Here is a 22,052-nt window from a genome sequence, read left to right as displayed (position 1 = left end):
TTGCCGCTTGGTTGGTTTTGAAGTGGCCTTGGTAAGTTCAAGAGTCAACGGTTGGCATCCTCCATGAGCGCAGTTTCCCGAAAGGCCATCATGCTCGCACTGAGCGGTGTGAGCCTGTTTGCGCCCTGCGTTGAAGCGCAAGATGCATTCAAAGCATTCAAGCAACTGGACAGCACGACCAAGATGCCGAAATTGAATGCCTTTAGCGGCACAGTCGGCCGCACCGGTCCTGCAGCCCGGGATGTGACGCTGGAGGCAAAGTTGACGGCGGACGGTGCTTCCATGCAGACCGGCCTCACTTGGCGTGTGTTCAGCCCTACGCCTGGATCAGATGGGAAGCTGCCTTTGGTGGCGACCTCTGAAGGCGGAGAGGCTCACCTACAGCTCTCTCCGGGCGATTATTTCGTCAACGTAGCCTTCGGACGGGCTGGCATCACAAAGCGAGTCACCGTGCCGGAAACCGGCGAAGTCAAAAAGACATCGTTCGTACTCGATGCGGGCGGGTTGGTATTGAATGCAGTGGCAGGCAGTGATCAGCAGGTGCCGGGCAACAAGCTACGTTTTTCCATCTATTCCGCTGATGTTCGTGAGGACGGTGAGCGCGCGTTGGTCATGGCGAATGTTAAGCCCAATACAATTGTTCGCTTGAACACCGGCACCTACCACATTGTTTCGGAATATGGAGACATCAACGCCAGCGTGCGTGCGGATATTCAGGTGGAGCCCGGTAAGCTGACGGAAGCGACCCTTCAACACCGGGCAGCGCAGATTACACTGAAGCTCGTTTCGCAAGCAGGCGGAGAGGCAATCGCGGATACCGCCTGGTCGGTTCTCACGGCGGGTGGCGATGTGGTAAGCGAAAGCGTCAGCGCCTTCACAACCATGGTTCTCGCCGAAGGTGAATATACCGCCGTCGCGCGCAACAAGGACAAGATCTACCAGAAAGAATTTTCGGTCGAATCCGGCAAGAATGCGGATGTGGAAGTTCTGATGAAGGAGCAGCAAGCCACCGACGTTGATGCGGACTGACGGGAGCCAATAGCTTAGAGCATTTCCAGGAAATGTGGGAACCGGTTTTCAGTCCGGAAATGCGCACAAACAAAGGCTTGAAGCGGCTCAGCGTTTCCGTGAAAGGATGAACCGCTCTAAGAAGCAAAGGCCCGGCATCTTGATCAGATGCCAAGCCTCTTTGTTATTCAGCAGCAGCCTTGCGTGCGGTCTGGCGGCGCTTCACGTCCGGCGGTGTTGCTTCATCCGAAAGCGAAGCCACAGCATCGGCCAGAGACATTGGCGTCTGCGCCTGTGAGCCGAGACGGCGGATGTTGACCGTGCGGTTTTCCGCTTCCTGACGACCGCAGACAATGATGACTGGAACCTTCGTCACCGAGTGCTCACGGATCTTGTAATTGATCTTCTCGTTGCGGAAATCCTCCTGGACGATCAGACCTGCCTCGCGCAACGTTTCGGCAACTTCACGACCATAATCATCTGCGTCAGATGTGATGGTGGCGACCACCACCTGAAGCGGTGCGAACCATAGCGGCATATGACCCGCAAAGTTCTCGATGAGGATGCCGAGGAAGCGTTCCATCGAACCGCAAATGGCACGGTGGATCATTACCGGCTGCTTCTTGTCGGAGTTGTGGTCGATGTAGAATGCGCCAAACCGTTCCGGCAGATTGAAGTCCACCTGCGTGGTGCCGCACTGCCATTCGCGACCAATAGCATCCTTCAAGGTGTACTCGAACTTCGGCCCGTAAAATGCGCCCTCACCTGGCAAAATTCCGGTTTTGATGCGACCGCCGGATTGCTCTTCAATCGTGTTCAGAACGTCCATCATAACGCTCTCAGCACGATCCCAAAGCTCATCAGAACCCACGCGTTTTTCAGGTCGCGTAGAAAGCTTCACGACAACCTCGCTGAATCCAAAGTCTTCGTAGACCGAAAGAATCAGATCGTTGATCCGCAGGCATTCCGCTGCCATTTGTTCTTCGGTGCAGAACACATGCGCATCGTCTTGCGTGAAGCCGCGGACGCGCATCAGACCGTGCAAAGCACCAGATGCTTCGTAACGATGTACTGTTCCAAATTCCGCAAGGCGAACAGGCATTTCGCGATAAGACTTCAATCCGTGCTTGAAGATTTGAACGTGCCCGGGGCAGTTCATCGGCTTCAGAGCAAACACGCGGTTGTCCGCTTCTTCATCTTTGGGATGCGTGAATGCATAGGCGGATTTTACCGCAAACATATTCTCCTGATACCAGCCCCAGTGACCGGAGGTTTCCCACAGAGATGCGTCAAGGACCTGCGGCGCATTGACCTCTTCATAGGTGTTGGCAAGACGGCGACGCATATAGGACGTCAAGGTCTGGAACATGCGCCAGCCTTTGCCATGCCAGAACACTACGCCCGGACCTTCCTCCTGAAAGTGGAAGAGATCCATTTCACGGCCAAGCTTGCGGTGGTCGCGCTTTTCGGCCTCTGCCAGAACGTGGAGATATTGGTCCAACTGCTCCTGCTCCGCCCATGCCGTGCCGTAAATGCGCGTCAGCATTGGGCGCGTAGAATCGCCACGCCAATAGGCACCAGCAACCTTCATAAGTTTGAAGGCAGTGCCTATCTGACCCGTGGAGGCCATGTGAGGACCACGGCAAAGGTCAAACCAGTCGCCTTGCGAATAAATCTTCACATCCTGATCTTCAGGAATGGCGTCTACCAGTTCAACCTTGAAGCCTTCACCCTTTTCCGCAAACACATCCTTCGCCTTCTGGCGGGACCAGACTTGCTTGGTGAATGGCTTGTTGCGGGAGATGATCTCCTTCATCTTCTTTTCGATCTTTGGCAGATCGTCAGGCGTGAAGGGCCAATCTTCCTGAGTGTCCGGGTGAACGCGCTTGAAGTCGTAGTAAAAGCCGTTCTCAATTACCGGGCCGATGGTAACTTGGGTACCGGGCCACAATTCCTGAACAGCCTCGGCCATAACGTGGGCCGCATCGTGACGAATAAGCTCCAGCGCACGTGGGTCGGCACGGGTTATGATCTCGATCTTGCCCTCAGTAACGGGGTCAGAGAGATCGCGCACGTCGCCATCGATCGCTATTGCAATAGACTTCTTGGCAAGCGACTTCGAAATAGACTCGGCGACAGCAATGCCAGTCGTTCCAGCATCGTAAGTGCGAATGGAGCCATCGGGAAATGTGAGGGAAACGGACACTGTTTTCTCCTGTTATCCAGTCCCGCCAACGAATGCGGGTGGTTAATCTCGCCGCGCCGTGCGGCGTGCAACGCGGGCGTTGATACGCGCGAAACCTGTTGGAGTAAAGGCCGTGCGGGTCAGACCTTAAAGCCCCAAAAGGCCAGCGCGCCTTCTGGTAGCCTCTGCAACAGAGCCGCCGAAGCCTGAAAGTATTCCATCGGCATACGCATGCCGGCTACTCCCATTCTGTCCCCTCAGTGAGCAGGCACACGCTTGTAACGCCAAGGTGCCCACCATTTCTGACTAGCTGTAAGCACCTCCGGCACTGGATCAAGTCCAGATGAACCAAAGGGACCACAGCTGGCAAACCGATACGCGGTCATCCAACCTCCGAACCATAAGCCGTGACGGGCCACCGCCTCATAGCCGAACTCTGAACAAGTGGGGATGTGACGGCAGGAGTTGCCGATGAAGCCGGAGAGCGTGAGCTGGTATAGCCGGATGAAGCTCATGCCCAGCAATCGATCAGGCGTCTTGCGAAAAGACCCGTGCCAATTTCGGCTGCGACGATGGCGCCTTGGAGCCTCATCATCGTCGTCCAATTGTTCGCAATGTCGGCACATGCGATTATCCAGCGATAGCGGGTTGTTTGGCTTCAATCTGGTCTAGACAATCGACAACAGCGTCAAAGGTCAGCATGGTTGAGGCGTGGCGGGCCTTATAGTCTTTCACCGGGCGCAGAACGCGCATTTCCTCAAACCGGCCTGTTGGCCCCTCACCGTCTTCTTTCAGCATTTTCAGCATATCCGTTCGCGCTTGGCGAATCTCGGCAACGGTTGAGCCCACCACCACATGTGCCATGGCTGAGGATGATGCCTGCCCCAAAGCACAGGCGCGCACCTGATGGGCAAAATCCGTAACCACGCCATCCGTGACATTCAGAAATACGCGCACCTTGGAGCCACAAAGTCGGGAATGCTTCTCGGCAGTGGCATCCGCAGTCTCCAACACGCCGGAACGCTGTATATTACCCGCCAGTTCCAGAATGCGATTGTTGTAAATGTCGTCCATGGTAAGGCCCAAAGTCGCGGTGTGAACACCGCATTTTCCAAATGCAATGTCTTGTGTCCAGGTGGCTGGCAGCAGAGACGTCTCTGCTCTATATGATGACGTGAAAATGCCGTTCAAGAAACTTGTTTCTGGTGCGGTAGCTGTTTGTAGCTCAGAGGTGTCTTGTAAAAAAAGATCCGACAGGCCAGATAGCGCGTAACGGCTGACTGGGCACTCGACCAAAGGACCAATACAGCCAGGTCAGGTGCGGCCTTGAACCGCATCAGGAGACGAGATCATGGACGCAATCGTGAAGAATTTCCCGGCAGGCAACAAACAGCCTCGTCCCACGCAGCAGGAAGCAGAAGATGCGGTTCGTGTTCTCCTGCGTTGGGCGGGCGATGATCCATCACGCGAGGGGCTGCTGGACACGCCCAAGCGTGTTGCGAAATCCTATCGCGAACTTTTTGGCGGCTATGAGCTAACGCCGGAGGAAGTGCTGGGGCGCACCTTCGAGGAGGTCGGCGGTTACAACGACGCTGTGCTGGTTAAGGATATCCCCTTCTTTTCGCATTGCGAGCACCACATGGTGCCGATTATCGGAAAGGCGCACGTCGCCTATCTTCCGCATGGCCGTGTGCTGGGTCTTTCAAAGATTGCGCGTCTGGTGGAAGTCTTTGGGCGCAGGCTTCAGACTCAGGAAAACATGACTGCGCAAATCGCGGATGCAATTCAGTCGAACCTCAAACCGCGCGGTGTCGCAGTGATGATCGAGGCAGAGCATATGTGCATGGCTATGCGTGGCATCCAGAAGCAGGGTTCCTCCACGCTGACCACAACATTCACCGGCGAATACAAGGAAAACGCTCAGGAGCAGGTTCGCTTCCTGACCATGATCCGCAAATAGGTTCTAACAGGCATTTCATGACCCTCACCTTTCCATCCGCACCCTCCAGTAAGGCGGAACTTGAAGACGCTGGCGCTTTCGCGCCACGCTTTGATGAGGCTGGATTGGTGACCGCCATCGTTACCGACCATGCAGATGGCGAGTTGTTGATGGTTGCACATATGAATGCCGATGCGCTGGCTCTGACAATTGAAACAGGCATCGCTCACTATTTCAGCCGTTCAAGAAATAAAATTTGGAAGAAGGGCGAGACCTCCGGCAATCTTCAAACAGTTGTCGAACTTCTCACCGACTGCGACCAGGATGCCGTATGGCTGAAAGTGCGTGTGGAAGGCCATGCTGCCAGCTGCCACACCGGTCGACGTTCCTGCTTCTATCGTGCCGTGAAATTGCAAGACGGCTCAGCCGTAACCGAGATTGTTGACGATAAGCGGCACTTTGACCCGGAGTCTATTTACAACGGCAGCGGAACCTGAAGAGATCTGCACCGTTTTTCGGCAAACCGGCCCCAAAATGAACGCTTTCTCAATCACTCTGAGCGTTCAATGTATGTCCGGCTATTGAGCCTGAAGGGCGGTATCGAATGCTGAACTGGACTTGGAATCGCAGCGAATCTGGCGGCACGACCTCCGATACTGGCGGCTCAAACAATACGCCCGTTCCGCCCACAGAAGCCAAGCATCGCAAACCTAAATTGGCGCTTGCGCTGGGCGGCGGTGCAGCCCGCGGATGGGCCCATATAGGCGTCCTACGTGCGCTTGAAGAAGCGGGCATCGAAGTTGGCATGATCGCTGGAACCTCTATCGGCGCACTTGTGGGAGGTTGCTATCTGGCCGGAAAGCTCGATGAGTTGGAAACCTTTGCCCGTTCGCTGACTATGCGGCGCATTGCCGGTCTGCTGGATCTGACAATTGGCGGTGGCGGATTGCTTGGCGGCATGCGCCTGACGAAACGAATGCAGGAGCATTTGGAAGACGTGGCGATTGAAGATCTCGATCGCCCATTCGTTGCTGTCGCCACAGAACTCCACAGCGGCCATGAAGTGTGGATCACCAGCGGTTCTCTCATCACGGGCCTGCGTGCGTCCTATGCCCTACCCGGCATTTTCGAGCCTGTAAAATGCAACAATCGGACACTCGTTGATGGTGCGCTCGTAAATCCGGTTCCGACATCCGTCTGCCGCGCTTATGAGCAGCCACTCGTTGTGGCGGTCAATCTCAACTACGATATTTTCGGACGCTCGGCTGTCGTGAAGCACAATGCCAGCGTCCAACCTGTACAGCCCGGCCAGCAGACCAAAGTGCAGGAAGCGCGTATCGGCGTTCCCGGTGTCATGGTGCAAGCGTTCAACATTATTCAGGAACGTATTTCTCGCGCGCGCCTTGCAGGTGATCCGCCGGATTTGGCGCTTCATCCGCGTCTTAGCGATATCGGCCTGTCCGAGTTTCACCGCGCCGGTGAAGCAATCGACCGCGGCTATCAAGAGGCAAAGACCCGAATCGTCGAGCTTAAGCGCATGCAGGAAATCTTCACGCACGTGTAAGGTAAGGGCGATGCCGGCCATCGCCCTTAGTTGGTCAGCTCGCGATATAGGCGCGGATGTGCTCAGCTTCCGTCTCGATTTCCTGGATGCGGGCTTTCACCACGTCACCAATGGAAATGATACCGCAGAGTTTGCCAGCGCTCTCCACAGGTACGTGGCGGAAACGGCCAGAGCTCATAATTTCCATCAGATCGTTGAGCGACGTCTCTTCGGTGCATCGCGTCACGGTCGTTGTCATGGCAGAAGATACAGGCTTTGAGAGCACAGCTGCGCCCTCTCTTGCCACGCATCGCACTAGGTCACGTTCTGTAAAAATACCAGCGATCCGGCCTTCCAGGCTTGTAACGACAATTGCACCGATGCGCTTCTCATTGAGAGTTATGGCAACTTCTTCGATAGGCGTTTCGCGAGATACGGAAACAACGTCGCGACCTTTTCGATCAAGCATATGTTTTACGGAGACAGGCATCAATTCCTCCTATTGAGCATCTCTTTCGCACATCGGCATCTGCGACTCCCCTCGCACACCGATGTGTAAAGAGTGTGCGCCTGCTTTAACCAGAAGACAAGGAAATCAGTTCGCACCGCGCATGGGCGGATCAAAGAGCGCAAAGAGAAAGTAGCCAAACAGAAAGCCGCCGATGTGAGCGTCCCAGGCCACGGCGGCATCTTCAGCGCCTAGCACTGGTAAGCCGATGGCGATCGCGACATTGCCGAGGAACCAGATAAGAGTGAAGATGAAAACGGTACGATTGCGCATTGCGCCAACGATCGATTGCCGAGGTAGCAAATGGACTGGGACACGCCCCAACCGAGCCCCTTGAGCTGGAAACGCGAACCGGCACGCTGCACCCATCAGAGCAGAAATTACGCCCGAAGCACCTATGAGAACCGTTTCCTGACCCCAATTGAGCCAGGCATGAAAAAAGGCTGAAGCTGCAGCGGAAAGTGCCCAAAACACCACAAAGCGAGGAAACCCAATTCGACGATAAACAGGCGCGCCGAAGGCCACAAGCCACAGGCCGTTGAAGAGCAAGTGCTCCCAGCCACCGTGAAGAAGCGAGTACGTGACTGGCGTCCAAAGCCATTCAAAACCCTGATCAGCAAGCGGGTAGACATATCTTAAAGGCGTGAATGCCAGTTCGAACAGGAAATAGGCGCGCATCTCGCCAGACAGCACGTAGTTCGGAATTACGAATAGCGCGATCAGCAATATGAGGCAGATAACCAAGGGAAGCGGCAAGTTGAAAGCAGGTTGCCCACGCTCCTTCTGCGCAACAGGCGGAACAGTGCGACCCAAGCGCCCTCCATCTTCAAGCTTACTGTTTTCCTCCTCGGTTTCCCAAGGTCCCTTCTGCTTGTCATCCATGCTTCCACCACTCGATTGAGCAGGGAGATTATCAGCTTCAAACAAATATCGCGAGGCGAGAAAAATTAAGCTTTGTAAAGATTTACTGGAGTGCTCCCCACGAGTTGGCACGTATTTCGCTACATGCTGTTTTAGCATCAACTCCAAGCCGGAATCGGTCGAGAATGGAACATGTCGTGAAGCCTCTGAACAACCGCAGTAATGAAGTGTTGGTCTATTGGAGCAAATTAAAACGCGGCAACCCATTGCCAGTTCGCACGGAGCTGCAACCGGCCGCTCTTAAAAATCGCCTTCCAGACCTGTTCCTGTTAGGCTGGGAGGAAACCGATTTGAAGTTCAGACTTGCGGGAACGCGCATCTGTGAAATGTTCGGCACTGAGCTCCGGCAGGCCAATTTTCTCCATATTTTTCAATCTGACAATCGCAGCCAGGTCACAGATGCCGTGCTGAATGCCGTGACATTGCGCCAAGGTTGCCGCATGGCGGTAGATGCCAGCAACCAGTCCCGGTTGCGAGAATATGAAATGCTGCTTCTGCCCCTGAACTCACCCGAAGGAGTCTGCGACCGCATCCTTGGCAGCCTCATTCCTCGGGAGATCGGCTATTCACATTCGCCTGTTGCCATGGGAACTTTGCGGACGCAAGGATGGGCCATTGCCGAGGACGGATCGGAAGAGGAAGGGAACGGCCCTGTCGACTTGATGCGGACGAACTCCGGAAAGCAGGCCACGTCAGATGCCTTCTGACACCAGCTGCCTCATGGATGAACGTTAAATTAACCTCGAGCGCCTATTGAAATAACTCGTGGAAGCCGAGCGAGATACGAATGTTTTCTTTCCAGCCGAGTGCTCAGGCCGCTAAACAGCCAGCGCCCAACGCGTTTCAGCGCGTAACCGTCAACATGACGGGTCGGCTTATGCTTGCGTCTAAGGATGAATATCCCTGCAATGCTGTCGAGATGTCGCCTGGTGACCTCTTGGTTGAGTGCGTAGGTACTCCGCGTCTTGGTGAGCGTGTCATCGCCTATATCGATCATCTAGGCCGAATTGAGGGGCAAGTCTTGCAGCTCACGCAGAGCGGCTTCATCATGTCCATCACGGCGACGGACCGGAAGCGCGAAAAGTTAGCTGCTCAGCTGACATGGCTTGCCAACCGTCATGAACTTGGCCTGCCAGAAGATCGTCGCCATGACCGACTGGCTCCGCGCGTGACCCGTGCCGAACTTCGGCTTGAAGATGGTACAACTTATGTCGCGCGGCTGGTGGATTTGTCGCTTTCCGGTGCGGCGATTGACTTGGAAACAAGGCCCGAAGTCGGCACTCAGGTATACCTCAACGGCATGCGTGGACATGTTGTGCGTCATTTCGCTGAAGGCGTCGCCATTGAGTTTGCGATGGTTCAGACGCGAGAGAGCCTCCGCTCCTTCCTGTGAGCACCCAACTATAGTCTATCTCGGCAAAGCCCGGTTTCCGCCGGGCTTTTTGCTGCTGTTTCTGCTGCGGCTCCGGTCTGCCGGGTTACACTTTGTTGAGCATAATCAAAAGCAGAAGTGTCCGGAAACGATGCGACTGGATTTTTTTTCGGGAAATAGCCGGCCAATTTTACCGCTCATTTGAGGCGTTTTCGCTGAAAACTCGGTTCAAGGTTGAATAAAGAGCGACTCCATGTCGCTTTTCCAAGATCGTGCTTCTCTTCGTTTAGCTCGGCGGTGAACACATAAATTAGCCCCACCCAGCGAAAAGAGACGTTGGAAATCAGACAGATATCCGAAACATAATCGCATTTCTCTAAAAACTGCGTAGAAGTTGAATCAATTTCAGCTCGAAATTGATGGGTATTTGATTTTCATTCCTTTCTAATTTGCTGAAAATTTGATGCAGTTTTGAATCAAACAAGCGATTGTTTTTACTGCTCATTTTGTCTCTATTTGAACAGCCGCATGAGACATTCACCCCATCAAAACGGGGAGAAAAAAATGTCTCGGCTTACCCAGATCGGATCGCGCCTCGCCGCACTTGGCTTCACGCTCTTCGCTGCCCATGCCGCTATTGCAGGCCCTGCCAGCATGCACGTCACAGGCAAAGCCAATCCCCCGATCGGCCATTATGAATTTTGCCAGAGCTACCCAAGCGAATGCCGCCCAACCGAACCTGATCGCGGGCCACTTAGCCTGACGGAAGAACGGTGGCGCAAGATTCTCGATGTGAACTACACCGTCAACACGACGATTAAACCCATGACCGATATGGAGCTTTATGGCGTTGAAGAGCGCTGGGCTTATCCCACCACGGCTGGCGATTGCGAAGATTTCGTGTTGCTAAAGCGAAAGATGCTGATGAACCAGGGCATTCCGGCATCTGACCTTCTCATTACCGTTGTCCTGCAGCCGAATGGAGACGGCCACGCTGTGCTGACTGTGCGGACGGATCGCGGCGACTTCATTCTCGATAATATGCGCAACAAGGTCATGCTTTGGTCTGATACGGAATACACCTACCTCAAGCGCCAGTCGGAAGATGATCCAGGTGCCTGGATGAAACTTCAGGACGGTCGCGCCAACGCGGTTGCGAGCGTCCGTCGATAAAAAAATCATAGAATTTGGAATGGCGTTACCGTCCCCGTGGTGGCGCCATTTGTCGTTAAGCGTCCATTAACCATGGAAAGGGATTCTGCCCAAAGGTCGGGAGCGCCCGCACCGATTCCATTCAACGCAGCATCCGGACATGGTTGTGACCTCAAAAGCATCGAACGAGCAGTTTGAACCGCTTTTCGCTCGCCCCCTTCTTTATCGGGGTGCAGCTTGCGTCATGCTGCTGGCTACCCTTTCAGTCGCGTTGATTTGGGGCGGTCACTGGTTTGGCCAGCGTCTCTCACTGGCGGGGCACACAGCCAGCACTGAGCATCACACCATTATCATCGGAAGTGATACACTCACCCTGCCCGCAAACGTTATTCGGTTGCGTGAGCAGCGCGCGGACGGCCCAAGTGAGCGGCTGTACCTTTATCTGACGTGGCCACAAATGCATGGATACACCGAGGCAGATAAATCTCGCTTTGATGAACCGGGCAAAGGCAATGACCTGATTTTTCTCGATATCTCCGAGGCAACGATGTCGAAGGACATGTCGGGAAGGTTAGAGCCAATTTACCGGCGTCTTATGACTGGTGAACAGACGGATTTCGGCAGCGGCTTAACCCTTCATCGTATGAAGGCAGAGAGCGGCTACGGCGAGGAAGTCCTCCTGACCGGAAAGCGGAAAAACGTGCCCGATTACGTGGTCCGATGTGTTCTTCCAGACCAACACGACGCGGTCACGGCTGCGGATTGTCAGCGGGATATCCATCTCGGCTCAGGCCTCAGCGTTCTTTATCGCTTTTCCTCCAATCACATTAGCGAATGGGAACATATTGATGCCGCTATTCAACAGTTTGTCAGCGACGCGTTGATCCAACCCCAAGCTGACGACCGCTAGAAGGCAAAGCAAATTGCTAATCCTTCGTTCATCATAAACTTCTTGGTAAGGCTAAACCCCTATTGTCACCTCAACGGTGCTGCGGGGGCAGCCGGAAAATAACAACGTAATTGGCAATGAGTGAGTGCAGCCGTGCTGAATAAGGTCAACACAACATCCTTCCCCAAGGGTGGTGCCTCGATTTTTCAGAAGATCGTCGGTTTCTTTTGCGTCGTCATAGCTTTGTCGGCCTTCAATCCAGAAACGGCATCCGCAAACCCTAAATATGCGGGTATCGTCGTTGATGCCAAAACTGGAAAGGTTCTTTATTCTGAAGATCCTGATTCCTTGCGCTACCCCGCTTCGCTAACCAAGATGATGACGCTGTACCTGACCTTCGAAGCACTCGAGGCAGGTCGCTTCACTTTGGATACGCCAGTTCCTGTTTCGGCACATGCTGCGGCTGAGCCGCCATCGAAGCTTGGCGTTCGTGCGGGCGGCTCGGTCACTGTTGAGCAGGCTATCCAGGCGCTGGTCACGCGATCGGCAAATGATATGGCGACGGCGCTTGGCGAATTCATTGGTGGCAATGAAGCCCGCTTTGCCCAGATGATGACAAACAAAGCACGTGCACTGGGCATGACCCGCACCACGTACCGCAATGCAAATGGCCTGCCGAACACAGCACAAATGACGACAGCACGTGATCAGGCTCGCCTTGGTATCGCACTGCGCCAACACTATCCTCAGTATTACGGCTACTTCTCCACCCGCGTTTTCCGTTTCGGTAAGCAGGCAATCGGCAACCACAATCGTTTGGTGGGTTCGGTTGCTGGCGTGGATGGCATCAAAACTGGCTACACCAGAGCCGCTGGCTTTAATCTTGTAACTTCAGCGCAGCTCAACGGTCGCTCGATTGTTGGTGTTGTTCTGGGTGGCACCAGTTCTGCGGCCCGCGACTCCCAGATGCGTAAGTTGGTCGCAACTTACCTGCCTAAGGCCTCTCAGGGCGCAACCAGCAACCTCATTGCGCAGGTACGCACTCCCGCACAGCCTGTTCCGGCAAGCGTTCCCACTCCTGTTCAGCCACAACGTTCTGTTGCTGAGGCTGTTACGGCGGAGCCAATTGAAGTCGCTGAAGTAGAAGAGGCTCCGCGTCCGGTTGCACGTCTGGACGATCAGAAAATGCCCGGCGCGTCTGCCTATGCATCTGAACCAAAGAGCAAGGCCGCGGCAGCAGCCGTTACGGCAGCCATGACTGCATCAGTCCCGGCACCTTCCAAGGCGAAGGCAACTGCTTCAGAGGACGAGACAGACCAGCTGACGACAGCTTCGACACGTCGTTCTTCTGAACCGGCATCCAATGATAATTCGCCGAGTGGTTGGGTCATTCAGATTGGTGTTTCCCAGAGCCGTGATTCTGCAATGGATCTGTTGTCGAATGCCAAGGAAAAGGGCGGTAACCTTCTGCGTTCCGCAAGGCCTTTTGCAGTCGCTGTCGCAGCCAATGGCAGCCAGGTTTATCGCGCACGGTTCGGTGGCTTTGACGATCAGAAATCCGCTGTGAATGCTTGCAATGGCTTGAAAAAGAAGGGGGTCGCTTGCTGGGCAGCCCAACAATAAACTGAAATTTCGAGGGCTGAAAGTTCTTCGCCCTCCTACTGTTCGCCCTTGGGCGGATAGTTTTTCGATCCTCGATTGTATCGCGTTACGAGGTCAAACATGGCAATGAACGAGAATAATCTCGATTACCCTTTGCCGGCCAATTCCACTGGTCGTCTTCGGGGAAGCGGGCTCCATCCGCTGCATGAAGCAGCGATGCGGCTTGCAGGAATGGGCATCAATCGCCCGCGGGAACGCACCAAGGATTTGGTGACAATGCTTCTTTCGCACGGTGCGCGCGCTTGGCGTCACACGCAGCCGGAAGCAAATATTCACCTGCATGTTTCGCCGCGTGGTGGTCGGTTTCCCCTTCGTCTGCGGGTGCGGTAACGTGCGCTGGAGCATTGCCGAAACCTCGGCATGCACCCGGTGTAAGTAAGTTAGAGCAGGCCGAGTTCGGCCAGCTCACGCCGGAGGTCTTCCGGCATAGATGCGACATCGTCACCGATTGTGCCTAAATCGCGCGGCGCATCCTCCGGCTTGAGGTAGCGCCATCCCTGAAAGGGGCGCTTGGGTTGCGGCACGGTTTCAATAATTTCGGGCCCCAAAACCAGATTACATCGCGAAATCCCGTCGCCACCTGTAAAGGTTACGATCTCCAATAGCGGCTGCCGGGCAGCTACTTGCCCTTTGATAACCCAGTAAAGCGAGCCACCTGGAATGATTTCCTCCAGACGTTTTGGAACCATACGCGTTGTATGCGTTGTATGTGGCTGCATGCCAGCAGCAATCGCCGTGAGTGAACGTTCAGCCACCCACTCCTTCAGATCTTGAAGAGATTCGGCGCCAACGCAGAGTTTGATGAGGTGAAGAGCCATAACCCGCTAAAAGACCCTTCGTGGGTTTAGGTCAAGGCTCTTCTTTTGCTTCTGGCTCAAAAAGCAGTTCAATCAACACTCAACAACATTCACCGCAAGACCGCCGGTCGAGGTTTCTTTGTACTTCTCGCTCATGTCGTTGCCCGTCTGGCGCATTGTCTCGATAGCGGCGTCGAGAGGCACGAAGTGCGTGCCATCGCCTTTGATTGCCAGAGACGCTGCGGTGACTGCCTTGACCGCACCAAGTGCGTTGCGCTCGATACAGGGAACTTGAACGAGCCCGGCGATGGGGTCACAGGTCATCCCCAAGTGGTGTTCGAGCGCAATCTCTGCTGCATTTTCGATCTGCTCAGGCGTTCCATCCATGACGGCAGCCAGGCCGGCAGCGGCCATGGCAGCGGCAGAGCCGACTTCGCCCTGACAGCCGACTTCAGCACCTGAAATGGAAGCATTGTGTTTGATGATACCACCTACCGCTGCAGCCGTGAGTAGAAAATTATGGACGTCCTTGGTGGTCGCATCATCGTGGAAGTGGAGGAAATAGCGGATGGTGGCCGGGATTACGCCAGCTGCGCCATTGGTGGGAGCCGTTACAACGCGACCGCCTGATGCATTTTCTTCGTTCACGGCCATGGCATAGACGCTAAGCCAGTCATTGGCCAAAAGCGGATTGAGCCGGTTGCTGCGGGAGTCGGCGGTGAGCTTCTCGAAAATTGACTTTGCGCGCCTTCGTACCTTGAGGCCGCCCGGCATAATGCCATCGACCTTGAGGCCACGATCGATGCAACTCGCCATCGCTGCCCATATGGCTTCCAAGCCATCGTTCAGCTCCTGCTCGCTCATCTTGGTTAGTTCATTTGCGCGCTTCATGTCGGCAATGGAGAGGCCGGAAGATCGGGCCATTTCCAGCATCTGCTTTGCTGTCGAGAATGGATAAGGAACGCGATCGGTAGACTGTGCTTTCTGGCCGCGCATGGCTTCCAGTTCTGTATCCGTCACCACGAATCCGCCACCAATCGAATAATAAATCCGCTTCAGCAGCAACCGGCCGTCCTTATCGAAAGCAGAAATGCTCATGCCGTTGGCATGTCCTGGTAGTGCCTGCTTTTTATCAAAAATCAGATCGGTTGAGGGTTGAAAATCGTAGGCTGGATGGCCTGGTGGCGTAACTTTTCCTGTTCGCTCCACCGTCGCGATGATCTCATCCATCTTGTCTGGATCAACCTTGTTCGGCGCTTCACCCATGAGGCCAAGGATAACCGCCCTGCCCGTGCCATGGCCAATTCCGGTGAAAGCGAGTGAACCATGCAGGCTGGCCTTGATGGCAGCAACATGCGCATTGCTGGGACGCGGCCATTCATCGGAAGCGAGCAGCGCGAGAAAGCGGTTGGCCGCAGACATTGGCCCCATGGTATGAGAACTCGACGGTCCTACACCAATTTTAAATACATCAAATACGGATAAGAACATGTAATGACTGCCCCAATTGCGCGCTGGCGGGATACACTACAAACCTAATGCGCTCTGTCCAGACCTGCTTGCGACTCTGCCCCTACCATCGAACGACGCTTGTCGATAAGCAGAATCTGCCGCATACAAGGCAACACCGAATGCCTATGCTGGTTGGAAATGACACTCGCCGATTATATTGCTCTCGCCTTTTTTGCTGTGCTCTGGATTGGCTACTCCTGGCTGACCAGTGGGGAGCCTGTCCTGCCCAGAAAGAGCCTGAACCAGGTGATGGCTGAGCATAGGCGACACTGGATCTACAATTCGCTCAAACGCGATTTGAAAATGATAGACACCCAAATCATGGCCGGCCTTCAAAATGGCACTGCGTTTTTTGCATCCACCTCCATATTTGCGATTGGTGGCTGCTTCGCCCTTCTTGGCGCGACCGAGAAAGTGGATACGGTGCTGGGTGATCTGGCTTTCGTGGATTACAGCGGAAGAGCAGCTTTCGAAGCAAAAGTTGTCGGCCTGACTGCCCTGTTCGGCTACTCATTTTTCAAGTTCGGTTGGTCGTATCGGCTGTTCAACTATTGCACAATTCTCTTCGGCGGCTTGCCTATGGCCAGCGATACTACCGCTTCGCGCGTGGAAACGGAAAAGGCTGCGGAAAACGTTATCCGCATGAACGTGATCGCGGCGAGGCACTTCAATGCTGGGCTTAGAACTATTTTTTTATCCATCGGCTATCTCGGTTGGTTCATAGGGCCCTACATGTTCATGGCATCGACCCTGTTTGTGATCGTGGTCCTCACCCGTCGGCAGTTTTTCTCCGAGGCAAGACGCGCGTTGATGGACAAATAGCCGCAAGAATTTCAAGGAAATCAAGCTTTGGCCCAACCTGAAACCGCTGGCGCAACGCAACGGATGCCGCGCATTTTGCTGATCGATACCCTGCGGGGCGTCGCTCTCTTTGCCATGGCCTCCTACCACTTTACGTGGGATTTGGAGTTCTTCGGCTACCTTGAAGCAGGAACGGCCACTCATGGTCTGTGGAAGCTTTATGCGCGATGCATTGCCACCAGTTTCCTGTTCCTCGTCGGTCTCAGCCTGGTCCTTGCTCATACGCCCGAGATTCGTTGGCCTTCCTTTGCAAAGCGGTTCGCTATGGTTGCTGCGGCGGCTCTCGTTATCAGCATTGGCTCTTATGTCGCTCTGCCCGATGAGTGGATTTTCTTCGGCATCTTACACAACATTACCATTTCAAGCCTGATTGCGCTGGTCTTCCTGCGGCTACAACCACTTTTAACTGGCTTGGTGGCCCTGCTGCTGATTGGGGTAATGATCCTCGATAACTGGGTCATGCCGGGCATATTCAGCTTTCCAATCTTCGACAGCCGCTGGTTGGCTTGGGTCGGCTTTGCGGAAATCAGTCCTCGCTCCAACGATTATGTGCCGATTTTCCCGTGGCTTGCAGCCGTATTGGCTGGTGTCGCGGTGGCAGGCGTGTTGCGGCGAAATGGAACGTTTCAACGCTTGGCGACCGTGCAGCAGAAACCAAATATTCTGACGCGAGCGGGCCAACATAGCCTGATCTTCTACCTGGTTCATCAGCCTATCCTGATCGGTACTGTCTACCTCGCCTCTCTAGTCGTGCCGCCACCCGCACCAGACCTTGTTCAGAACTACAAGAATAGTTGTTCACCCGCCTGCATGGCGCAGACCAATGATGCGGCGCTGTGCGAACGTTTCTGCGGGTGCACCGCCCAGGAACTCTCGAACCAATCGCTTCTTCTGCCAATATTTCGCGGTCAGGTTAATCCCAACAGCGATGATCGCGTCCAAGGCATCGTTCAGCAGTGCTCGATGCCGGCACCCTGAAACAGTTTGGGCTGCTCAAGAGCAGCCCAACGCTACTTAATCAATGGATGTCGATCAGGTGCCGACGCCAATTTCGGCAAGGCGTGTCAGGCAGGCCTCTTCAACATTGTCCAGTTCGCTCAAGGTCTCGTCGATATCCTTGCGCTTTTGGCGCAATTCATCTCGCTTCGTATCCACCTTCTTCATCAGTAATTTCAACTGACCGATTTCACCGGGTGGCTCTTTGTAAACCTGAATGATCTCGCGAATTTCAGCGATAGTGAAGCCAATGCGGCGTCCACGCAAAATCTCTTGGATAAGACGTCTATCAGCAGCTCGGAACAGACGTGTTCGACCGCGACGCTCAGGGTGGATAAGCCCTTCATCCTCATAGAAACGCAGCGTACGGGTGGAGACACCGAATTCACGCGTCAGCTCTGTAATGCTATAGTACTTGTTCACGCCTTGATCCCGTATGAGACTTTCAAATTAATTGACTTTTACGTGCAAGTCAATTTTGGACAGACACACGGTAAAATGCGTTCTTAGCTTATGGCAAACCACCACGTCGCCAATCCCAGGAATGAGAAAAAGCCGGTCACGTCTGTAACAGTGGTGACAAAAACAGCTGAAGCCACTGCGGGATCAACGCCCACCTTGTCCAGCAACAGAGGAATCATAATCCCAGCAAAGGCAGCGGCCATCATATTTATCAGCATGGCAGCGGCGATGATGCCACCGATATTTGGATCATGGAACCATAAGCCCGCCGCAATACCGATCAGAACGCCAAATATCACACCGTTCAGCAAACCCACGCCCGCTTCACGCCGAACAACGCGCCAGGCATTGTAGATATCGAGATTACGAGTTGCGAGCGCGCGAACGGTAACGGTCATGGTTTGCGAGCCAGCATTGCCTCCCATGCCGGCAACGATTGGCATCAGAACGGCGAGGGCCACGATCTGTTCGATGGTCGCCTCGAACAGCGAAATAACGGAAGCCGCCAAAAGTGCCGTAACGAGATTGACCAGTAGCCAAGGCACGCGAGAACGCGATGTTTCCGGTATCGTATCGGAAAGCTCCTCATCACCCACGCCGCCGAGGCGCATGATATCCTCTTCGGCCTCTTCCTGAATAACGTCAACGACGTCATCAATGGTGAGGATACCAACCAAGCGTCCGTTTTCGTCCACGACAGCAGCGGATAGAAGGTCATACTGCTCGAAAAGCTGCGCTGCTTCTTCCTGGTCCATATCGGCCGGAATGGGATAGTTCGTCTCCCGCATGATCGTTTCGATCTTGACCTGACGCTTGGTGCGTAGAATGCGGTCGAGATCGATAACACCCAGAAGCTTGAAAGTTGGATCGATGACGAAGATCTGGGTGAAACTCTCCGGCAGTTCCTCCTCATCACGCATGTAATCTATCGTTTGCCCGACCGTCCAAAATGGCGGAACAGCGACGAACTCCGTCTGCATACGCCGACCAGCAGAGCTTTCTGGATAGTCCAAAGCGCGGCGCAAACGCACCCGTTCAGTGAACGGCAATTGCGCCAGAATTTCTTCTCGGTCTTCCTGATCAAGATCTTCAAGAATGTAGACGGCATCGTCTGAATCGAGATCGCCGATTGCTGCGGCAATCTGCTCATTCGGCATTTGATCGACGATTTCGAGACGAATTGCCTCATCAACTTCCGTCAGCGCCGTGAGGTCAAAGTCGTCGCCCAAAAGCTTGACGAGCGCCAGTCGCTGATCAGGCAAGATGGACTCAAGAAGGTCGCCTAGTTCTGACTCGTGCAGAGAAACGACGTTGTGCCGCAGAAAGATAAGATCGCGGTCGGCAATAGCCGCGCCCACCATTGCAAGGAAGTCAGAGCGGATTGCGCCGTTTTCTGCGTAAATATCGTCGTTGTTATCCTCGGCAGGCGGGCGTTTGCGGTCTTCCTCGATATTCGTCATCGCCGCTCCTTATCCCGAATACAAACCTGCTATAGTGCCGCTTTCATGCGGCATGAATGGCTGGCAAAAGTCGATTGTCAACAAGCGGATAGCGCAATATCCTGATTGTTGATAGCCCCTTTCTCGCACAGTCACGGGAACGGCTGCACCAGTGCGTTCCGGTAGATCGTTTATCTTGCCCTCACGGAGCCATTAGCGTGTCAGTCCGCCCAATTATTCACTATCCTCACCCCAAGCTTTCGCAGCCATGCTCTCCCGTGGAAGCCTTTGATGAGGCGCTGAAGATGCTTAGCCGTGATCTGCTCGATACGATGCATGCGGCGCCAGGCGTTGGCATCACGGCTGCGCATATAGGGGAATTGCTACGCGTGTCCGTCATTCAACTGGCACCAGCCGAGAAGATTCATATTCACATTAATCCAGTCATTCTCGACGCCACAGGGCCACTGCAGCGTTTCACGGAAGGTAGCGTTTCCATGCCCGGCTTTACGGATGAGATCGATCGGCCAAGCCATATTCTTTTCCGTTATCAGGCTCTGGACGGCACCATTCACGAAGAAGAAGCAGACGGCTTTCTGGCTACGTGCATCCAGCATGAAATAGACCAGTTGGACGGCATTTTTTGGGTGAAGCGGCTGTCTCGCTTGAAGCGCGATCGTATTTTGAAAAAGTGGGAGAAGCAGAACATCTTCTAATTCAGCGAACTATCCTCGCTTCCGTGCGTTATGCGCCCACCACAGCCATAGGAGGCGGATTATGCCGGCAAAGAAGAATGAGAATGACCTTTCGCGCGAAGCGGATTATCGCGATTACGATACCCGCAACATTGATGATGGTTGGCCTTACGCGGATCAAGCGGGCGCGACCGCCGGTCCTGTAGGCAACGCGGCCTATGGTGATCCTGATGCAAACTTCGACCGCGAGCGGAACAAGGGCTTCCAGGTGGACAGCGCCGATGAGACCGGTCTGGAGGAACCTATTGAGGACCGGGCAACGCCTGCCACAAAAGGCTTGGAAGAATCCGATGATCTTGAAGAACGCGTGAGCGATGCCATCGAAGCGCTCGATCTCGTCGCTATGGAGACCATCGATATCCGCGCTGACGGCACCACGGTAACAATCGAAGGAGAGGTGGATGACGACCAAACAGCGCGCAAGATCGTGGCCCATGTTAAGCGCGTCCCCGGTGTCGGTCGCGTTGTCAACGAACTGACCCTTCTCGGCATCGATAGCCTTATCCCTGACGAGGATTGATTACCCCGGCAGCACCGAAACCTTCATTGAAGGTTGATGGGCCAGCGTGTTGCTAACTGTGCAAAGCTCTTTGGCCAGCGCTACGATTTCAAGGCGCTGGCTTTCATCAAAATCGCCGTGCAGAATAATCGTTGCATCCAAATGCTCTACGCGTGACACGCCTTCATGCGCCTTTTCGCCCGTGACAGTCACTTCGACGTCGCGAAATCTTTCGAGGTGTTGAAGCCTTACAACCGCTCCCTTGACGCTGAGAACAAGGCATGCGGCAAGCGAAGAGTACAGCAGGTCCAGCGGATTAAAGCCTGCTTCAGATACGCCAGTCACGACTTCCAGTTCGCCGCCTGTAACCGTTTGCAACGATGCCCTTCCTCGTGCACCGAGTTTTGCCGTAGCGCCAGTTTCTCTCACCTTCACCCGTATTTCGACCATAGCCGCCCTCTTAAATTTATTGGAGGGATAGAAGCATCGACTCGTCTATCTCCGCAAGTGTGGCCCGTCCTGTAATAGCCATGGCCGCTTCAAATTCCGTCTGCAAAATTGTCAGCATGTGAGCTACTCCATCTGCTCCGCCCACAGCAAGAGCATGAAGAACGGGTTCGCCCAGCATCACAGCACAGGCGCCCATTGCCAGCATCGTCAGGATGTCTGTTCCTCGCTGAACACCTCCATCCGCAATAATTGGCACGCGCCCGCCGACACGCTGCGTAATCATTGGAAGAACATCCAAGGCTGAGGGAAGCTTATCGAGAACGCGACCGCCATGATTGGAAACGATTATCCCTTCGACGCCAAGTCTTATGGCTTTTTCGGCATCGTCGGGGTTCAATATGCCTTTCAGCAGGATGGGCAGGCTGCAATTATCACGAAGCCAGCCAATATCCTCCCAGCGTGCTGAGTGTTTTAACATCCCCTGGAACACCGGACTGCCGCTGACAGCACGCACGGGTGCCGATCCTTTCAAGCCATCCAGATTGACCGGGCGAATAGCCATGGGAAGTTGGAAACCAGCCCGTTGTTGGGCATTCCGCATGGCGGTGACAGGAGCGTCGATTGTGACCACAATGGCAGCGTATCCGGCCTGCTCTGCCCTTCGCACCAGCTCAAGACTTTCCTCTCGATCCTCCTGCAGGTAGAGCTGAAACCAGAGCGGCGAACTTGCATGTGCGGCAATCTCTTCCATCGAAACGCTGGAGAGCAGGCTTGCCGTCATCCAGGTTTTTGTAAGGCCTGCAGCGTGAACGGTTGCGAGTTCACCCATCGGATCGACAAGCTTGTGATAGGCGGTGGGTGCAAGGATGATGGGATAATCCAGCTTTAACCCGAACAGACTGCTGGCCGCACTGGCCTGACGCAGGTCCGTAAGTGCCTTCGGCATCAGCAGGTAATTATCGAATTGTGCGCGATTGCGCGTGCGCGTGAAGCCGTCCGCTGCGGGGCCACAAATATAGGTTGTAATGGCAGGATCGACTGAATTATGAAAATGGCGCTCGTAATCCGTGAGACTAACAGTGTCGGCAGGCACAATTTTCAT

The 22,052-nt window shown here is 54.4% G+C and carries 25 protein-coding genes; 14 read left to right on the top strand and 11 right to left on the bottom strand.

What is annotated here, in order from left to right; genetic code table 11:
• The first annotated feature begins 63 nt into the window (after window positions 1-63).
• Entirely contained in the window at window positions 64-1,029 is a 966-nt protein-coding gene (locus tag AC0JZ1_RS08780; RefSeq protein ID WP_471882001.1) for a hypothetical protein, read from the top strand.
• A gap of 163 nt (window positions 1,030-1,192) precedes the next feature.
• Here AC0JZ1_RS08780 and thrS read toward each other — a convergent pair whose 3' ends face one another.
• The 3 genes from thrS to AC0JZ1_RS08765 form a co-directional block, all read right to left on the bottom strand.
• The gene (thrS, locus tag AC0JZ1_RS08775; RefSeq protein WP_471882000.1) at window positions 1,193-3,214 is read right to left on the bottom strand and encodes a threonine--tRNA ligase; all 2,022 of its coding nucleotides are present in this window, start codon (window positions 3,212-3,214) and stop codon (window positions 1,193-1,195) included.
• 236 nt (window positions 3,215-3,450) lie between these two features.
• The gene (yidD, locus tag AC0JZ1_RS08770) at window positions 3,451-3,819 is read right to left on the bottom strand and encodes a membrane protein insertion efficiency factor YidD (protein WP_471881999.1); all 369 of its coding nucleotides are present in this window, start codon (window positions 3,817-3,819) and stop codon (window positions 3,451-3,453) included.
• A 4-nt stretch (window positions 3,820-3,823) separates the two neighbouring features.
• Window positions 3,824-4,267, bottom strand: coding sequence for an iron-sulfur cluster assembly scaffold protein (locus tag AC0JZ1_RS08765; RefSeq protein WP_471881998.1), 444 nt, complete (start codon window positions 4,265-4,267; stop codon window positions 3,824-3,826).
• 277 nt (window positions 4,268-4,544) lie between these two features.
• On the opposite strand from AC0JZ1_RS08765, the gene folE reads away from it, so the two are divergent.
• The 3 genes from folE to AC0JZ1_RS08750 all read left to right on the top strand — a co-directional run bounded on the left by folE (window position 4,545) and on the right by AC0JZ1_RS08750 (window position 6,696).
• A complete protein-coding gene (gene folE, locus AC0JZ1_RS08760) occupies window positions 4,545-5,153 on the top strand; it encodes a GTP cyclohydrolase I FolE (protein WP_471881997.1) in 609 nt (202 codons plus the stop codon).
• A gap of 17 nt (window positions 5,154-5,170) precedes the next feature.
• Window positions 5,171-5,629 carry a phosphoribosyl-AMP cyclohydrolase gene (hisI, locus tag AC0JZ1_RS08755; protein WP_471881996.1) on the top strand — a complete coding sequence of 153 codons (459 nt, stop codon included), beginning with the start codon at window positions 5,171-5,173 and terminating at the stop codon, window positions 5,627-5,629.
• A 107-nt stretch (window positions 5,630-5,736) separates the two neighbouring features.
• Complete coding sequence (locus tag AC0JZ1_RS08750) at window positions 5,737-6,696, top strand: patatin-like phospholipase family protein (protein ID WP_471881995.1); 960 nt, start codon at window positions 5,737-5,739, stop codon at window positions 6,694-6,696.
• 34 nt (window positions 6,697-6,730) lie between these two features.
• Here AC0JZ1_RS08750 and AC0JZ1_RS08745 read toward each other — a convergent pair whose 3' ends face one another.
• Together AC0JZ1_RS08745 and AC0JZ1_RS08740 are read right to left on the bottom strand one after the other, a co-directional pair.
• A complete protein-coding gene (locus AC0JZ1_RS08745) occupies window positions 6,731-7,165 on the bottom strand; it encodes a CBS domain-containing protein (protein ID WP_471881994.1) in 435 nt (144 codons plus the stop codon).
• Window positions 7,166-7,270: 105 nt separating this feature from the next.
• Entirely contained in the window at window positions 7,271-8,065 is a 795-nt protein-coding gene (locus AC0JZ1_RS08740; protein ID WP_471881993.1) for a rhomboid family intramembrane serine protease, read from the bottom strand.
• Window positions 8,066-8,229: 164 nt separating this feature from the next.
• Here AC0JZ1_RS08740 and AC0JZ1_RS08735 point away from each other — a divergent pair, with 164 nt between their 5' ends.
• The 6 genes from AC0JZ1_RS08735 (at window position 8,230) to AC0JZ1_RS08710 (ending at window position 13,509) form a co-directional block, all read left to right on the top strand.
• Window positions 8,230-8,811, top strand: a complete 582-nt coding sequence (locus tag AC0JZ1_RS08735) for a PAS domain-containing protein (protein ID WP_471881992.1) — start codon at window positions 8,230-8,232, stop codon at window positions 8,809-8,811.
• Between the two features lie 80 nt (window positions 8,812-8,891).
• Window positions 8,892-9,497 (top strand): PilZ domain-containing protein, encoded by a 606-nt coding sequence (locus AC0JZ1_RS08730; RefSeq protein WP_471881991.1) that lies wholly within the window; start codon window positions 8,892-8,894, stop codon window positions 9,495-9,497.
• 543 nt (window positions 9,498-10,040) lie between these two features.
• Complete coding sequence (locus AC0JZ1_RS08725) at window positions 10,041-10,649, top strand: transglutaminase-like cysteine peptidase (protein WP_471881990.1); 609 nt, start codon at window positions 10,041-10,043, stop codon at window positions 10,647-10,649.
• Between the two features lie 139 nt (window positions 10,650-10,788).
• Window positions 10,789-11,538 (top strand): hypothetical protein, encoded by a 750-nt coding sequence (locus tag AC0JZ1_RS08720; RefSeq protein WP_471881989.1) that lies wholly within the window; start codon window positions 10,789-10,791, stop codon window positions 11,536-11,538.
• A 132-nt stretch (window positions 11,539-11,670) separates the two neighbouring features.
• A complete protein-coding gene (locus AC0JZ1_RS08715) occupies window positions 11,671-13,140 on the top strand; it encodes an SPOR domain-containing protein (RefSeq protein ID WP_471881988.1) in 1,470 nt (489 codons plus the stop codon).
• A 99-nt stretch (window positions 13,141-13,239) separates the two neighbouring features.
• Window positions 13,240-13,509: a hypothetical protein gene (locus AC0JZ1_RS08710; protein WP_471881987.1), complete on the top strand. Its 270-nt coding sequence runs from the start codon at window positions 13,240-13,242 to the stop codon at window positions 13,507-13,509.
• Between the two features lie 50 nt (window positions 13,510-13,559).
• Here AC0JZ1_RS08710 and AC0JZ1_RS08705 read toward each other — a convergent pair whose 3' ends face one another.
• Window positions 13,560-13,997, bottom strand: a complete 438-nt coding sequence (locus AC0JZ1_RS08705) for a DUF1489 family protein (RefSeq protein ID WP_471881986.1) — start codon at window positions 13,995-13,997, stop codon at window positions 13,560-13,562.
• Between the two features lie 72 nt (window positions 13,998-14,069).
• Complete coding sequence (locus AC0JZ1_RS08700) at window positions 14,070-15,467, bottom strand: L-serine ammonia-lyase (RefSeq protein WP_471881985.1); 1,398 nt, start codon at window positions 15,465-15,467, stop codon at window positions 14,070-14,072.
• Window positions 15,468-15,626: 159 nt separating this feature from the next.
• Here AC0JZ1_RS08700 and AC0JZ1_RS08695 point away from each other — a divergent pair, with 159 nt between their 5' ends.
• Window positions 15,627-16,310, top strand: a complete 684-nt coding sequence (locus AC0JZ1_RS08695) for a DUF599 domain-containing protein (RefSeq protein ID WP_471881984.1) — start codon at window positions 15,627-15,629, stop codon at window positions 16,308-16,310.
• A gap of 63 nt (window positions 16,311-16,373) precedes the next feature.
• A complete protein-coding gene (locus tag AC0JZ1_RS08690; RefSeq protein WP_471883400.1) occupies window positions 16,374-17,327 on the top strand; it encodes a heparan-alpha-glucosaminide N-acetyltransferase in 954 nt (317 codons plus the stop codon).
• A gap of 54 nt (window positions 17,328-17,381) precedes the next feature.
• Here AC0JZ1_RS08690 and AC0JZ1_RS08685 read toward each other — a convergent pair whose 3' ends face one another.
• On the bottom strand, window positions 17,382-17,768 hold the full coding sequence (locus AC0JZ1_RS08685; protein WP_471881983.1) for a MerR family transcriptional regulator: 387 nt from the start codon (window positions 17,766-17,768) through the stop codon (window positions 17,382-17,384).
• An 83-nt stretch (window positions 17,769-17,851) separates the two neighbouring features.
• Entirely contained in the window at window positions 17,852-19,267 is a 1,416-nt protein-coding gene (gene mgtE, locus AC0JZ1_RS08680; protein WP_471881982.1) for a magnesium transporter, read from the bottom strand.
• A gap of 197 nt (window positions 19,268-19,464) precedes the next feature.
• Between mgtE and AC0JZ1_RS08675 the strand changes: the two genes are divergently transcribed.
• Both AC0JZ1_RS08675 and AC0JZ1_RS08670 read left to right on the top strand, forming a co-directional pair.
• On the top strand, window positions 19,465-19,962 hold the full coding sequence (locus AC0JZ1_RS08675; RefSeq protein ID WP_471881981.1) for a peptide deformylase: 498 nt from the start codon (window positions 19,465-19,467) through the stop codon (window positions 19,960-19,962).
• 61 nt (window positions 19,963-20,023) lie between these two features.
• Window positions 20,024-20,521, top strand: coding sequence for a BON domain-containing protein (locus AC0JZ1_RS08670; RefSeq protein ID WP_471881980.1), 498 nt, complete (start codon window positions 20,024-20,026; stop codon window positions 20,519-20,521).
• Here AC0JZ1_RS08670 and AC0JZ1_RS08665 read toward each other — a convergent pair whose 3' ends face one another.
• Both AC0JZ1_RS08665 and AC0JZ1_RS08660 read right to left on the bottom strand, forming a co-directional pair.
• Window positions 20,522-20,950, bottom strand: coding sequence for an OsmC family protein (locus AC0JZ1_RS08665; RefSeq protein WP_471881979.1), 429 nt, complete (start codon window positions 20,948-20,950; stop codon window positions 20,522-20,524).
• Between the two features lie 16 nt (window positions 20,951-20,966).
• The gene (locus tag AC0JZ1_RS08660; RefSeq protein WP_471881978.1) at window positions 20,967-22,052 is read right to left on the bottom strand and encodes an alpha-hydroxy acid oxidase; all 1,086 of its coding nucleotides are present in this window, start codon (window positions 22,050-22,052) and stop codon (window positions 20,967-20,969) included.

This window comes from Affinirhizobium capsici (assembly GCF_977018625.1).
The sequence above is the reverse complement of the archived record's forward strand: the minus strand, read 5'-3'. Positions and strand labels throughout refer to the sequence as shown.